We start from the raw sequence: 14,196 nt of genomic DNA on the forward strand, positions 1-14,196 counted from the left end.
ACTTCTATTAATGAAAAATTATATATAAATCAATTACTTGTATTAATAAATACTATTCGCTTTTCTATTTTATCACATAAAAATCACTGACTAAAAATTTGCTTTTATTCAATTAAAAAGGTGCGTAAAACGCACCTCACAATGGAATGAATTTAAAATCAGACTTTCGTTACTCCACTCACCTTTTGAAACCCTTTTGGCAAGAGTGCGCCGCGTCGACCGCGTGTACCCATAAAATTGGCAATATCCATCGGTTTGAGCGTCAAGGTGCGTTTACCACTGTCCAATGACAAACTATCCCCTTCGCTAAAGGTCGTGATGGCGACCACGCTGTCACCGTCTTTTAAATCAATTAGCTTATTGCCTTTACCTTTTTTCATCATCGGTAACTCAGTCAATGGGTATACCAGCAAATGCCCTGCTGAGCTGACCACACCAACTAGCGTATCTTGCTCACCAATTTGGTGGGTTATTAAACTATAGGCGTCATCAAAATTAATCACATTTTTGCCCGCTTTTTGGTTGGTATCAAGATCAGCAAAGGTGTTAATAAAGCCATAGCCTTGTGAGCTTGCCATGATAAGCTTACTGTCATCTTGTCCCATCAGCACATTGACAAAACTTGCTCCGCCCGTGGGTTTTAGCAGACTTGTGAGCGGCTCGCCTTGCCCCCGCGCAGAGGGTAAGGTATGGGCATCGAGGCGATAGCTGCGACCGGTGTTATCCATGAGATAGACTTTTTCATTGGACTTGCCTTGCGCATGGGCAAGGTAGGCATCGCCCGAACGGTAATTCATATTGGCGGCATCGACATCGTGCCCTTTGGCGGAGCGAATCCAGCCTGATTTTGACACGATGACTGTCACAGGCTCGCTTGGGGCTAGGTCAGTTTCTTTAAGCGCGGTGGCTTCCGTACGTTCTACAATCGGCGATTGGCGTTTGTCGCCATGCTCTTTCATATCGGCAGTGAGCTCTTCAATCATTAAACCCGTCAATTTGTCTGGGTTGTTCAAGTATGCTTCGATTTGGGCTTTTTCTGCTTCTAGGTCACTTTGTTCACGTTTGAGCTCAATTTCTTCAAGGCGTGCCAATTGACGCAGACGAATATCCAAAATCGCATTGGCTTGGATTTCGGTCAAATCATAGCGCGTCATCAATTCTGCTTTTGGGTCGTCTTCCTCACGGATGATACGGATGACCTCATCAATATGCAGATAGGCAATCAGCAAACCTGCCAAGATATGCAAGCGCTGCTCGATTTTATCTAAGCGGTATTGCAAACGGCGCGTGACAGTATCTCGGCGCACAGAGAGCCATTCGGTGAGGATGGTAAGCAGTGATTTGACTTGGGGTTTGCCATTGGTGCCAATCATGTTGAGATTAACGCGGTAATTACTCTCAAGGTCGGTACTGGCAAACAAATGGCTCATCATCGGCTCGATATCAACACGGCTTGAGCGCAGCTCAAGCACGATACGGCAAGCGTTTTGGTGGTCGGATTCGTCATGGATATCGGTCACCCAAGGCAGTTTTTTGGCATTTATTAAATTGGCAATTTGCTCAATGATTTTATTACCGGAGATTTGATAGGGTAGCGCATCGATGATGACTAAGTTCTTTTCTTTGTCATCGACATGATAAGTAGCACGCATTTTGTAGCTACCACGACCCGTTTTATATAGCTGTAGCAAATCCTCAGGCGAGGTGATGATTTCTGCTTTGGTCGGCAAATCGGGTGCAGGGATGTACTTTGCCAGCTCTTTTTCCGTCATTGTGGGTTTTTTAAGTAGCGCAATACAGCCTTTGACCACTTCAGACAAGTTATGCGGCGGAATATCGGTTGCCATACCGACCGCAATGCCGGTTGTGCCGTTGAGCAAGATGTTCGGTAGGCGGGCAGGCAAGGTGACGGGTTCTTGCAAGGTGCCGTCAAAGTTGTCTTGCCAATCGACAGTGCCTTGACCAAGCTCGTTTAGCAAGGTATTGGCATAAGCCGATAGCTTGGCTTCGGTATAGCGCATCGCAGCGAAGGATTTTGGGTCGTCGGGCGAGCCGAAGTTGCCTTGACCGCTAATGAGTGGATAACGGTAGCTAAACGGTTGGCTCATCAACACCATGGCTTCATAACAGGCGGAGTCGCCATGCGGATGGTATTTACCAATGACGTCACCGATAGTGCGCGCTGATTTTTTGGGTTTGGCCGTATTTTTGAGCCCAAGCTCGCTCATCGCATACACGATACGGCGCTGCACAGGTTTTAACCCGTCGGCAACGTGTGGCAATGCCCGGTCCATGATGACGTACATCGCATAGTTCAGATACGCGTTTTCGGTAAATTCAGCGACTGAGCGAGTGGGGTTATTCAAATCGTTTGGTTTGGTAATTTTTGCTACAAAGGTATCGGACATAATGGTTACTTAATCAATGACAAAAAATAAAAGAAAGTGCAAAAAAAAGAAAGTGCAAAAGAGAGATAACAAGTATGAGGAAATATCATAAAGCTTGAGAGTAGAAAAACAAGTATTAATCCATGACATGGCAAATTTGCCCAGTTTTACACGTCAAAATGTGTCGCAAAAATGCCTTTTAAAGACAATTGGACTCTGTAGCTGCTTTAACGGTTAAATAATGGACAACTATTTCGACGCGAAATCATTTTTATCATCCCATAAGTACAGAGAATAGGCTTGAGAATTGAGTAAATATTTAGTATGTTAATAACACATTTGGCCGCGATTTTTAATATAATTTTTAGTAGTGGGATGGACCTTTTTATAAAAATTCTTTTAATTATCAATATGCTATTCGCTGATAGACCGCATACTTAAGGAAAAAATTTCTCATGAATGAATCAACCACCTCAGCTCAAACCCCTGACAACAATGCCCAATACAATGCGCCTATCGATACTCCCGTCGATACTCCCGTCGATAATAGGGAAGCGCAGCCACATGCGCCAAAGCTTACCGATCATCATGAGAAACCTTGGTTAAAGACTTACCAGCATTACGGCATGAACTATAACATGCAAATGCCCGGTGACGAAGTCAACCTAATGAATGTTTTTGAAAAGAATTTCGAACAATTCAATGGTAGTGATGCCTTTGTGTGTATGGGTAGTAGCATGACCTATCGTCAGCTAGACACTTACAGCCGCCAAATCGCGGCGTATTTGCAGGGATTGGGTCTAAAAAAAGGCGATACCGTTGCAGTCATGATGCCAAATATCTTGCAATACCCAGTGTGTATGATTGGTATCATCCGCGCAGGTTTTATCTTGGTCAATGTCAATCCACTATACACCGCTCATGAATTAGCCCATCAGTTAGAAGACTCGCAAGCCAAAGCGTTATTTATCGTTGAAAACTTTGCCAAGACCTATCAAGATATCGGCAAAAAAATGGTTGATCACGTTATCGTCTGTTCAATCGGTGATTTGATGGGTACCTTTAAAGGTATGCTAGTCAATACCGTGGTCAAGTATGTCAAAAAAGCCATTCCAGCTTGGCAAATTGACGGGCATGTGACCTTTAAGAGTGTGATCAAGCAAGCATCTGCCAGTCGCTATCAGCGCCCAGAGGGTATCAAAGGCAGTGATATTGCGGTACTACAGTACACTGGCGGCACCACAGGGGTTGCTAAAGGGGCGATGCTTACCCACAGTAACTTGGTATCCAATATGCTACAGTGCCAAGAGTTCGCCAGGCAAGTATTCCCCAATCAAATGGTGGGTGAGTACGTCGTCGTTGCCTTACCGCTCTACCATATTTTCTCATTTACCGCCTGTGCGCTACTAGGTATGAACATGGGCTTTACGGGTGTATTGATTCCAAACCCCCGTGACATGGACAGCTTTGTCAAAGAACTAGCAAAATATAAGCCAGTCTTCTTCCCAGCGGTGAACACATTATTTAATGGCTTGGCGCACCACGCCGGTTTTCGCGCATTAGACCACAGCAAATTGCGTTTGTCGCTAGGCGGTGGTATGTCGGTATTGCCTTCAACCGCTGAAGAGTGGAAACGTATTACAGGTACCAATATCCTAGAAGGCTACGGCTTGTCCGAAACCTCACCCGTTGCCACCCTAAACCCCTTGGCACAAGAGCAATTTAGCGCCAAAATCGGTATCCCGATGCCCAACACCGACATCAAACTGCTCGATGACAACGGCAATGAAGTCGCAGCAGGTGAGCGTGGTGAGATTGCAGTTAAAGGTCCACAAGTGATGAAAGGCTACTGGCAGCGTCCTGAAGCCACTACAGAAGTAATGACAGCAGACGGTTATTTCAAAACCGGTGACATCGCTGTCATTGATGAGCAAGGCTACTTCAAAATCGTTGACCGTAAAAAAGACATGATTTTGGTATCAGGATTTAATGTTTATCCAAACGAAGTTGAAGAGGTGCTAGCGGCGCATCCTAAAGTATTAGAAGTCGGGGTAATTGGGGTGCCGAGCGAAAAAAGCGGTGAAGTACCAAAAGCGTTTGTGGTACGTAAAGACCCAAGCCTCACCGAGGAAGAGTTGCTGCAATATGCACGAAGCGAGTTAACCGGTTATAAGCGTCCGCGTAAAGTTGAATTTGTGGATGAATTGCCAAAATCAAACGTTGGCAAAATCCTGCGTAAAGAACTGCGTAAACTTGAAGAAAAAAAGTAAGCTAACACTTGTTGCCAAAACCCAGCTTTTCTATATCAGATTAGTTGGGTTTTTTATTGCATCGCGCCCAACTAACCTTATAAAATTGGGAATACCAATCGGCTGTTACGAGTAATACTGAGTTTATGGATGACGCTATTTCACCAATCAATGAGCGCCCGATGCATGAGATGTATGAATGGGAAAAAAATCAGCAACCGTGGCTGATTAGCTACGAGCGCTACAACATTTGTAGTACTATCGATATGCCAGATGAGCGAACGTCGCTGATTGACATCTTAGAAGCGGGGTTTGCCAAACATGCACGACAAGTGGCGTATTACTGCGATGATCAAGAGATTACTTACGAGCAGCTAGATAAACTGAGTCTAAAAGTTGCCACTTATTTACAGCAGTTAGGGCTCAAGGTCGGCGATGCTATTGGCGTGATGTTGCCCAATATTTTGCAATATCCTGTGATTACCCTTGGCGTCATCCGTGCTGGCATGGTACTGGTGAGTATGAATCCTTCCTATACCAGTCGCGAGCTTGAGCATCAAATGGATGATGCCGATATCAAGGCGTTGTTTATATTAGATAAATTTATTTATACCTACAAAGACATTGGCGATAACCTTAACCGCGATTTACATCATTTAATCATCTGTCGTTTGGGCGATTTGAAAGGTAAACTCAAAGGCGCGTTAATCAATTTGGTCTCAGCAACCACCGATTTGCCGCCCAAAGGTAATTGGATTTATTTTAGTCAATTATTAGCGGGCACTAGCAAGGCTTATCAACGCCCAACTCTCACGTTATCGAATATCGTATTAATTCAATATACCGGTGGTACCACAGGGACGGCAAAAGGCGCGATGCTCAGTCATGGCAATGTGATTGCCAATTTGCTGCAAATCGATGCGTTGATTCGCAGCGCATATGATGAAGAAGGGCAGGAAGATATTATTTTGGCATCGTTGCCACTGTATCATGTATTTTCATTCACCATTTGCTGTATTTTTATTTTGTATCGTGGGTTTGCCTCAAGACTCGTGCCCAATCCACGTGATATCAATGAACTGGTCAATACGCTAAGGCGTACACCGCCGCATTTTATTTTGGGGGTCAATACGCTATTTAGCGCCTTGATACAGCATCCTGAATTTCGAAGGCTCGATTTTTCCCAACTCAAAGCCACCATTGGCGGCGGCATGGCAATCCTACCCAGCGTTGCTAAAAAATGGCACACCATCACAGGGTTACCGATTATTGAAGGGTATGGGCTCTCAGAAACCGCGCCTGTGATTACCTTTAATCCGTTAACTATCGCAGAATTTACCAACAAAGTCGGGCTGCCAACCCCTGCCACTGACATCATCTTATTGGACAACAACGACCAACCTGTGCGCATTGGCGAACGCGGGGAAATCGCTGTCAAAGGCCCGCAAGTGATGGTGGGGTATCGCAATCTACCGGTTGAGACTGCTAATGCGTTTACCGCGACAGGCTATTTGCGCACGGGCGATATTGGTATCATTGATGAGCGCGGTTTTATCAAAATCGTTGACCGTAAAAAAGACATGATTGTGGTGTCAGGGTTTAATGTCTACCCAAATGAGATTGAGTCAGTGATGCTAGAGCATGCCGATGTGCTCGAGTGTGTGGCGATTGGCGTACCAAGCGCGACGCGCGGTGAAGAGCCCAAAATATTTGTGGTCAGAAAACACAACCGCGTCACCGCTGAGCAACTACTGGCGTTTGGTAAACAGCACTTAAGTGGTTATAAACGCCCACGCTATGTCGAGTTTGTCGATAGTCTGCCCAAGTCCAATGTTGGTAAAATTTTACGTAAAGAGCTGCGTAAGCGCGAAGGGCTTGAATAGCAACCTGCCATGCTGCCGACGGAATTGTCTTGCTAAAACTGGGTTGGCAAGGTAGCATAAAACCACTGTAATTTTTGCCCATTGCTTAAAAACTATCTACCAAACCGTCAAGGCGGTCTTTTAGGGAATCTTATGCGTATCGATAATCGTGAAAACAACCAACTTCGCCCAATTAGTTTTGTGCGTAACTTTACCAAACATGCCGAAGGCTCCGTGCTGGTCAGCTATGGTGATACCAAAGTGCTATGTACCGCCAGTATCGAAACCCAAGTACCGCGCTGGCTCAAAGGCACAGGTAAAGGCTGGATTACCGCTGAATACGGTATGTTGCCACGTGCGACCCACGAGCGTACCCAACGCGAAGCCGCTAAAGGTAAACAATCAGGTCGTACCCAAGAGATTCAGCGGTTGATTGGCCGTAGCTTACGAGCGATGGTAGATCTTGAAAAGCTTGGGGAAAATACCATCCATATCGACTGTGACGTGCTGCAAGCCGATGGCGGTACTCGTACTGCCAGTATCACCGGTGCGGCTGTGGCATTGGTCGATGCGTTAGAAAAACTGCAAGCCGCCAAAAAACTCAAAGCCGATCCTTTGGTTGGCTTGGTAGCAGCGGTCTCTGTGGGCATCAAAAATGGTGAAGTACTCTTGGATTTGAACTATAGCGAAGACTCAAGCTGTGACACAGATCTTAACGTCGTGATGACGCAAAAAGGCGAGTTTATTGAGATTCAAGGCACTGCCGAAGAAAAACCTTTTACCCGTGCGCAAGTGGACGAAATGCTAGCGATTGCTGAAGAAGGTATCAAACAGCTGATTGCCGAACAACAAGCAGTGCTAGGTTGGTAAAATAGCCTAACAAAACAAGCTGGGCTAGTAAGGGCGTAGGCGCTACGCCCTTGAAATCGTTATAGAGATGATTATGTTAAAAGTCACCGAGACAGGCGTTACCATTGGTTTGCAAAGTCAAGCGGTGACACCAAACAAGCTGACCCAAATACTCTGGATGGGTATCGCCATTGCCGGGGTAGGGCTATTGATGGCATTTAAAATGCTCTCAGTCGCCATCGGCTCGCTGATGATTTTACTAGCCATCATCGCAGGTGTTGCGTGGCAATCATTCAACCGAAAAAAAGAGGTGGCCACTTTGACAGGGGGTGAACTGCGACTGACCCAACAAGGTTTTAGCCATCACCAAGGTGCTAAAGTCACAAGTTATCAATTATTGCCTAGCGATAGCATTGAGCACACAATCGATGGCATGATCATCTACAATGCTGACGGTCTAACCTTGTATCACATCACAGGTTTTCATGACCCTAAACATATCAAAATCGCCCAAGCCGTCCTACAAGGTAAGCCCATCAAAGCCCAAGGCAAAGCAATCAAACTACAAAGCACTTAATCAAAAAACCACACCCTATCTCACATAGTGGTTAGCCTTAGTTACCAAATCATAATAATTTTTTTGGCAATACTTGTTAAAATCCTTAGAGATGATTAATCCACACTCTGATAATAACATTCATTATTAAACCAATATAAACCAAAAACATGGAAGGAAAGGACGATGTCGACTGCATTAAAATTTGCCACCCCATTTATCGTTGCGATGGCGCTGGTAGGCTGTAATAAAAAAACAGAAACCACCACCACAACTACTGCTTCAGCGCCTGCTACCACAGTTACCGCTAGCGCCAATGGTGCAACGGCAACCGCTACGGTAAGTACCACAACGACGTCGACCACGGCAGTTGACCCTAACATGACGCCAGAAGACCACAAAAAAGCGCGTGAAAGAATCATGAAAGATTGGAAAAAAACCAACCAGACCATTGGTGCGATGGTCAAAGACCCAAGCAAATTTGATGCCGCGCAAGTCAAAGCCGCCGCCGAGAAACTTAACCAAAATCCTTGGGTGCATTATCCAGAGACAGCCAAAGGCGGTGAAGCAAAAGATGAAATTTGGCGCGATGCTGCAGGGTTCCAACAACAAATTGATAAATTTAAAACCGCTGCCAGTGCCCTCAATGCCGCCGCTGCGACTGCAACCAGTGTTGATGGCATCAAAACCCAATTTGGTGATTTGGGCGCTAGCTGTAAATCCTGTCATGAAAAATATAAAGAAGATTAAGTTTTTATACCCAAAAAAAGGCAGTGTTCAATAACTGCCTTTTTTATTGGCCTAATTAACTTTGATAAAAATTAACTTTGATAAAATTGTGAAAGATATCAAACGAGGTCAATGGTAGCGGGCGCAGTTTAGTTAACTGGCTTAGCAAGAATTTGGCATCGGTTGACAGTTTTTGCCCCGTTTGCCAAAACTTCACCGCTTGGGCTTGTACATCAGCTTCAAAAGTGCTTTGACTGGTGTCAAAATCGGCAAACAAATTATCTTTAGACACACTAAAGGGTTTGTTGCAAGCCAGCGTCAATAAACATTCAATCGCTTGCGGCAGGATTTCTACTTGTTCAAACTGTTGCTGCTGCTGCTCATTACGTCCATCGGGCGCATACCAGTAGCCAAAGTCATTGAGCAATCGGCGTTTTTGACCTGCCATACACCAATGGCTAATTTCATGCAAGGAACTGGCAAAAAATCCATGCGCAAACACAATTTTGGCAGGCTCAGTATCGGTCGCGGCAAAATATTCAGGCTCATGCTCGCCTTTGACCAAAATCGTATCATGATGGAAAAACCACAGTTTGAACCAACCCATTAGCCATTGCACTTGTAATGCTTCCACCGATACCCATTGATAGTCAGTCAAAGGGCGATTTTTTGTCTTTGATATACTGGCTAGTACGGGCAAAAAATTAACCCTTAATGCTAAATGCGCCCTTTGTTGGTCAATCACCGTTGTGTCCATATCATTGGTTAATACAGGCACCACCGCGAATTGACTGACAAAAGGCAGCGTCATAAAGGGAAAAATAGCAAGGGCTCGTGGTGATATTTGTGCGGATAGTGGCGATAGGTGTGTGGACATAGCAAAAGTAGGGTCGATAAAAATTGCTATTATACAATTTAACAGCCCGCATCGACTAGGAAATCAGGCCAACAACATGCTACCATGCAATGGACGTCAGTATGCTTTATACTGTAACGCAACATAATTAAAAGGAGCGGTGAAATGACGCTACATTCTTTATCAAACGTGCCATCACAATCATCGCAAGATGTACCGACAACTGCCCCATCCAAGACCGCCAATAATACTACCAGTGAGATTGGCGCCAGTGCCAGCTTGGTTAAGTTTATTGACTTGGCACGTTGGGAGCATAACAATGACAACCATTATCACTGGGAAGGCAAGGTGAGTCTCAAGGATTTGCCACGTATCTATGCCTTGAGTGATGAACATCATCATAACGATCAGCCACTGGATGTGATATTAGACATTCAGAAAAAAGGGGACGTGGTATTTTGGCAACTACACACCACGGGCGTGCTTTGGCAAACCTGCCAGCGCTGCCTAGACCCCGTCGCAGTAAGTCTGGATGTCGATAGTGAGCTTGCGCTACTTGAAGATGAAAATCACGTCGCATTGCTTGATGAAGGCACAGAAATTATTATGATTGATGAGCTAACGGATGACAATAAACTTTGGCTATTACCGATGATTGAAGATGAATTATTGGTGGATTTGCCATTAGCGCCCAAGCATGACGACTGCGAAATGGCAGTGACTGAGGTGGGCGAGTTACCAGAGGCAGTGGCGGAAAAAGAAAATCCGTTTGCGGTACTGGCAAGCTTAAAAAGTTAATAACAACCACGCCATTAGATATCCCGTCATACACGTAGTAACAAAAACTTGCCACTAAATATCGGTTAAGGCTTTGCTAAATAGGTTTTTTTACGTATAATATGGCGTTTATAAATTTATCTGATTGTCTGTTCCAATAGTTTGCCTTATATCCATGCCAAATATCGATATCAAGTTGTTTGCATGATGATGTAATGAGGTTAAGGGAACGATGTTTTAATAGCGAGAAGCACAGGAGCTAACCTCATGGCTGTTCAACAAAACCGTAAAAGCCGTTCACGCCGTGATATGCGTCGTTCACACGACCGCATCACAATCAATGCTGTTGCTGTAGATGCAACTACCGGTGAAAAACACATCCGTCACCATGCGACTAAAGACGGTTTTTACCGTGGTCGTCAATTATTCAAAGTAGCAGCCGTTGCTGAATAATTAGCGCAAAATGCAGGGCTTTGACATAGCTTAGTATGCATTGGCTAAGCACCAAAAAGGCTGATGATGATTCATCAGCCTTTTTTTATTTGTTTTTTATGTAAAAATACCCCAAAGAAAAAGCTAGAATTTTTTTTTCAATATGCCATAATAATCGGAGTACAATTGTACACATAAATTTACTAGCTTACTTTTGCCTGCTTGCTTGATAGTAAGTTATATTATTGCCAGCCAAGTTTGATAAGCCTATAACATCAATCTAAGCTACTGACGCCATTTTGATTTTGCTGATAACTTTTGGTAAAGTAATCGACCAAAAAATCGCCTAAGCAAATTTTTTTGACCATGTTTTTTAGCGCTCTAGTAGGCGCAATACAACATAAGCAGTACAATATAATAAGTTAGGACATTATGGATAACCCAATGCAAAGCCAAGCCAGCGCAAATCAACCAGCCACTTCATCACAAAATGCTGCACCTATGAAATATGCTGTGATTTTTCCAGGACAAGGCTCGCAGAGTGTGGGCATGCTACAAGATTGGGCGGCCCAGTATCCTACTGTCAAAGCAACGTTTGATGAAGCCTCAAAGGCGCTTGGGTTTGACTTGTGGGCGATATGCCAAGGGGCGTCAGGTGCCGCGTCTTTAGATGATACTGCGTATACCCAACCTGCACTATTGACCGCTAGTATGGCGATTTGGCGGGTGCTGCGCGATGAGCTTGATTTACAGCCGGCCTATGTTGCCGGGCATTCACTGGGTGAATACAGTGCGCTGTGTGCCGCTGGGGTGTTGAGTTTGGCAGATGCGGTAAAGCTGGTGCATCAACGCGGTCAGTATATGAGCGCCGCCATGCAATCACAAACAGGCAAAATGGCGGCGATTTTAGGTCTGCCTGATGAAGATGTACAACAAATATGTGATGCTGTGGTAGCGGCGCATGCGCAGGCAGTGGTCAGCCCAGCCAATTTTAACGCGCCAGGGCAAGTGGTGATTGCAGGCAATGTGGCAGGCGTGGATTTAGCGTCAGAGAAAATTGCTTCACTCGGTAAAAAAAGCATGCCGCTAAAAGTCAGTGTACCCTCACATTGTCAGCTGATGACGCCTGCCACCGATAAGCTTGCCGCAGAATTAGAAACCGTTACATTTAACCCGCCCAGTATTCCCGTGATACAAAATCGCCATGCGCGGGTAGAAACCGATGTGACCGCAATCAAACAAGCCTTGATTGAGCAGCTCAATATGCCCGTGCTATGGTCGACTATTGAGAATAATTTAGCAGACGCGCAAATCAGCTTACAAATCGAATGTGGTAGCGGTAGTGTGCTGACAGGACTAGCCAAACGCCAAGCGCAGAAAATTACCACACTAGCAACCGATACAGTGGCCAAACTAGATAATATAAAACAACAATTATCAGCCCAATAAAAAAACCAAGGAAGTATATGACTCAACGTATTGCATTAGTGACAGGCGCTAGCCGTGGAATTGGTCAAGCAATCGCCAAACGTCTAGCAAATGAAGGCTATCTTGTCATCGGCACTGCTACCAGTGAAAAAGGTGCAGCGGCAGTCAATGATTACCTACAAGAATTGGGGGGCGCAGGTCGTGTGCTCAATGTGCAAGATGCCGAGCAAATCAACCAGTTATTTGATAGCATTGAAAAAGAATTTGGCAATGTACAGGTACTAGTCAACAATGCCGGTATTACCCAAGATGGTCTGCTCATGCGAATGGATGACAATGCCTGGGAGCGCGTACTCGACGTGAATTTGACCTCGGTGTTTCGCACTAGTAAACGCGCCATAAAAGGCATGATGAAAGCGCGGCAAGGTCGCATTATTAATATCACCTCAGTAGTCGCTGCGATGGGCAATGCCGGACAAACCAACTATACGGCAAGCAAAGCAGGCATTGAAGGGTTTACCCGCTCACTGGCTCGGGAGATTGGGTCACGCCAAATCACCGTCAACTGCGTGGCACCAGGCTTTATCGATACCGACATGACCAGCGAGCTTGATGAAGCATTGATTCAATCCATGCTTAATGCCGTTCCGCTAGCCAGACTGGGCAAACCTGAAGACATCGCCGCTGCGGTAAATTTCTTGGCAAGTGAAGAAGCAGGTTATATTACCGGCACCGTGCTTGACGTCAATGGCGGCATGTACATGTAAATGGTTTAGCCTGCCAAACACCAACCTAACGAGCGGTAAGATGCAGTTTTTGAGCTTAAAATACAGTTTTTGAAATAGTAACAGGTTGCATTATTTTATTTTGAAATAGGCAATGAGCATGATAATATGCTCTAATATGTAGTTTACTCGATATATCATATACCCCAATGCAAGGAGAGAAGCATGAGTAACGAAATCGAACAAAAAGTAAAAGCCGCAGTAGCTGAGCAATTAGGCGTGAATGCAGAAGACATCAAAAATGAATCTTCATTTATGGATGACCTCGGTGCAGATTCACTTGACCTTGTTGAATTGGTGATGTCTTTTGAAAACGAATTTGGTATTACCATTCCTGATGAAGACAGCGCACAATTGACCACGGTGCAAAGTGCTATCAGCTATGTACAATCAAAATTGGCTAACTAGTTACTAGTTAGTTTAGCAGCCTACTTATTACTTAGTTTAGCGGCATTTTACCCCAGTTTTAGCGATAAAATTGGGGTTTTTATTTATTTAAAATCAGCTCCAACACAAACTTCGTTCCGATAAACGCCAAGCCAAGTAAAATCACACCATATAGCGTCATATTAGCGGCGCGTTGACCTCGCCAGCCAAAGCGCCAATGCCCAACCAATAACGCTCCAAATACTAGCCAAGACAACAGACTAAACACAGTCTTGTGTACCAAATGCTGCGCCAGTAAATTGGTCGTATCAATAAAGCCCAACAACAACGAAATCGACAATAGGCCAAAACCCACAGTAATCATATCAAACAGCAACGCTTCCATGCTTTGGAGTGAAGGTAGTTTATCGACCCAGACACGGTGAAAGGTTTGACGTTTGAGTTCGCTGATTTGTAGCCGTAGCATAATCGCGGCAATCGCTGCCATAAATAGTACCGAATAGGCAGCCAAAGACATGATGATATGGGCTTGTAAGATAGGACTGATGGTTGATAGCGGGTGATAGGGTGCATCGCCAAAAAAACCAATCATCATGCCCAAAAATGCCAACGGCGTTGCCAAAATCCCAAGCGGCAAAATTTGGCGATAAAGACAAAACCCCCAATAAAATAACAGCATAAACAATGTCGTCAACGACACGACATTAAAAATATTAAAGTTTAGCCCGCCTTGGGTAATGATATCAGGATATAACACCACCGCATGACCCAATAACCCAATCAGCAATTGCCCAAGCACCATGCCTTTACGGATGGGCTTTTGTTGCGTAACTGCCCACATCAAATAGACGGTAGTTAAGCCATAACAGACTAACGCAAGTACAAAGATTACAAACACC

Annotated in this window: 13 protein-coding genes; 10 read left to right on the plus strand and 3 right to left on the minus strand. The window is 44.8% G+C overall.

What is annotated here, in order from left to right; all coding sequences use genetic code 11:
• Window positions 1–158: 158 nt before the first annotated feature.
• Window positions 159–2,408: a DNA topoisomerase IV subunit A gene (parC, locus tag ACH0AB_RS07125; protein WP_406877724.1), complete on the minus strand. Its 2,250-nt coding sequence runs from the start codon at window positions 2,406–2,408 to the stop codon at window positions 159–161.
• Between the two features lie 434 nt (window positions 2,409–2,842).
• On the opposite strand from parC, the gene ACH0AB_RS07130 reads away from it, so the two are divergent.
• The 5 genes from ACH0AB_RS07130 to ACH0AB_RS07150 all read left to right on the plus strand — a co-directional run bounded on the left by ACH0AB_RS07130 (window position 2,843) and on the right by ACH0AB_RS07150 (window position 8,653).
• Window positions 2,843–4,657, plus strand: a complete 1,815-nt coding sequence (locus ACH0AB_RS07130; protein WP_406877725.1) for an AMP-binding protein — start codon at window positions 2,843–2,845, stop codon at window positions 4,655–4,657.
• A 125-nt stretch (window positions 4,658–4,782) separates the two neighbouring features.
• Entirely contained in the window at window positions 4,783–6,519 is a 1,737-nt protein-coding gene (locus ACH0AB_RS07135; protein ID WP_406877727.1) for an AMP-binding protein, read from the plus strand.
• A 132-nt stretch (window positions 6,520–6,651) separates the two neighbouring features.
• Window positions 6,652–7,368: a ribonuclease PH gene (rph, locus tag ACH0AB_RS07140; RefSeq protein WP_076776475.1), complete on the plus strand. Its 717-nt coding sequence runs from the start codon at window positions 6,652–6,654 to the stop codon at window positions 7,366–7,368.
• A 73-nt stretch (window positions 7,369–7,441) separates the two neighbouring features.
• A complete protein-coding gene (locus ACH0AB_RS07145) occupies window positions 7,442–7,924 on the plus strand; it encodes a hypothetical protein (RefSeq protein ID WP_309596496.1) in 483 nt (160 codons plus the stop codon).
• A gap of 165 nt (window positions 7,925–8,089) precedes the next feature.
• Window positions 8,090–8,653 carry a c-type cytochrome gene (locus ACH0AB_RS07150; protein ID WP_095356606.1) on the plus strand — a complete coding sequence of 188 codons (564 nt, stop codon included), beginning with the start codon at window positions 8,090–8,092 and terminating at the stop codon, window positions 8,651–8,653.
• Window positions 8,654–8,708: 55 nt separating this feature from the next.
• On the opposite strand, the gene ACH0AB_RS07155 is transcribed toward ACH0AB_RS07150, so the two are convergent.
• Window positions 8,709–9,509: an elongation factor P hydroxylase gene (locus ACH0AB_RS07155; RefSeq protein ID WP_406877728.1), complete on the minus strand. Its 801-nt coding sequence runs from the start codon at window positions 9,507–9,509 to the stop codon at window positions 8,709–8,711.
• Window positions 9,510–9,653: 144 nt separating this feature from the next.
• On the opposite strand from ACH0AB_RS07155, the gene ACH0AB_RS07160 reads away from it, so the two are divergent.
• The 5 genes from ACH0AB_RS07160 (at window position 9,654) to acpP (ending at window position 13,318) form a co-directional block, all read left to right on the plus strand.
• Entirely contained in the window at window positions 9,654–10,286 is a 633-nt protein-coding gene (locus tag ACH0AB_RS07160) for a YceD family protein (RefSeq protein ID WP_406877729.1), read from the plus strand.
• A 246-nt stretch (window positions 10,287–10,532) separates the two neighbouring features.
• Window positions 10,533–10,718: a 50S ribosomal protein L32 gene (rpmF, locus tag ACH0AB_RS07165; RefSeq protein ID WP_007115626.1), complete on the plus strand. Its 186-nt coding sequence runs from the start codon at window positions 10,533–10,535 to the stop codon at window positions 10,716–10,718.
• Window positions 10,719–11,141: 423 nt separating this feature from the next.
• A complete protein-coding gene (gene fabD, locus ACH0AB_RS07170) occupies window positions 11,142–12,146 on the plus strand; it encodes an ACP S-malonyltransferase (RefSeq protein WP_406877752.1) in 1,005 nt (334 codons plus the stop codon).
• Between the two features lie 17 nt (window positions 12,147–12,163).
• Window positions 12,164–12,892 carry a 3-oxoacyl-ACP reductase FabG gene (fabG, locus tag ACH0AB_RS07175; protein WP_007115623.1) on the plus strand — a complete coding sequence of 243 codons (729 nt, stop codon included), beginning with the start codon at window positions 12,164–12,166 and terminating at the stop codon, window positions 12,890–12,892.
• A 183-nt stretch (window positions 12,893–13,075) separates the two neighbouring features.
• Window positions 13,076–13,318 (plus strand): acyl carrier protein, encoded by a 243-nt coding sequence (gene acpP / locus ACH0AB_RS07180; protein ID WP_007115622.1) that lies wholly within the window; start codon window positions 13,076–13,078, stop codon window positions 13,316–13,318.
• A 79-nt stretch (window positions 13,319–13,397) separates the two neighbouring features.
• Here acpP and ACH0AB_RS07185 read toward each other — a convergent pair whose 3' ends face one another.
• The gene (locus ACH0AB_RS07185; protein ID WP_312524125.1) at window positions 13,398–14,195 is read right to left on the minus strand and encodes a cytochrome C assembly family protein; all 798 of its coding nucleotides are present in this window, start codon (window positions 14,193–14,195) and stop codon (window positions 13,398–13,400) included.
• Window position 14,196 lies beyond the last annotated feature (1 nt).

This window comes from Moraxella sp. 179-F 1C4 NHS, assembly GCF_045370505.1.
GTDB lineage: Bacteria > Pseudomonadota > Gammaproteobacteria > Pseudomonadales > Moraxellaceae > Faucicola > Faucicola tetraodonis.

What these genes read in the sequence shown, in the direction of transcription:
- parC (WP_406877724.1), bottom strand. Translation starts at nt 2,408, where the DNA reads ATGTCCGATACCTTTGTAGCAAAAATTACCAAACCAAACGATTTGAAT.
- ACH0AB_RS07130 (WP_406877725.1), top strand. Translation starts at nt 2,843, where the DNA reads ATGAATGAATCAACCACCTCAGCTCAAACCCCTGACAACAATGCCCAA.
- ACH0AB_RS07135 (WP_406877727.1), top strand. Translation starts at nt 4,783, where the DNA reads ATGGATGACGCTATTTCACCAATCAATGAGCGCCCGATGCATGAGATG.
- rph (WP_076776475.1), top strand. Translation starts at nt 6,652, where the DNA reads ATGCGTATCGATAATCGTGAAAACAACCAACTTCGCCCAATTAGTTTT.
- ACH0AB_RS07145 (WP_309596496.1), top strand. Translation starts at nt 7,442, where the DNA reads ATGTTAAAAGTCACCGAGACAGGCGTTACCATTGGTTTGCAAAGTCAA.
- ACH0AB_RS07150 (WP_095356606.1), top strand. Translation starts at nt 8,090, where the DNA reads ATGTCGACTGCATTAAAATTTGCCACCCCATTTATCGTTGCGATGGCG.
- ACH0AB_RS07155 (WP_406877728.1), bottom strand. Translation starts at nt 9,509, where the DNA reads ATGTCCACACACCTATCGCCACTATCCGCACAAATATCACCACGAGCC.
- ACH0AB_RS07160 (WP_406877729.1), top strand. Translation starts at nt 9,654, where the DNA reads ATGACGCTACATTCTTTATCAAACGTGCCATCACAATCATCGCAAGAT.
- rpmF (WP_007115626.1), top strand. Translation starts at nt 10,533, where the DNA reads ATGGCTGTTCAACAAAACCGTAAAAGCCGTTCACGCCGTGATATGCGT.
- fabD (WP_406877752.1), top strand. Translation starts at nt 11,142, where the DNA reads ATGCAAAGCCAAGCCAGCGCAAATCAACCAGCCACTTCATCACAAAAT.
- fabG (WP_007115623.1), top strand. Translation starts at nt 12,164, where the DNA reads ATGACTCAACGTATTGCATTAGTGACAGGCGCTAGCCGTGGAATTGGT.
- acpP (WP_007115622.1), top strand. Translation starts at nt 13,076, where the DNA reads ATGAGTAACGAAATCGAACAAAAAGTAAAAGCCGCAGTAGCTGAGCAA.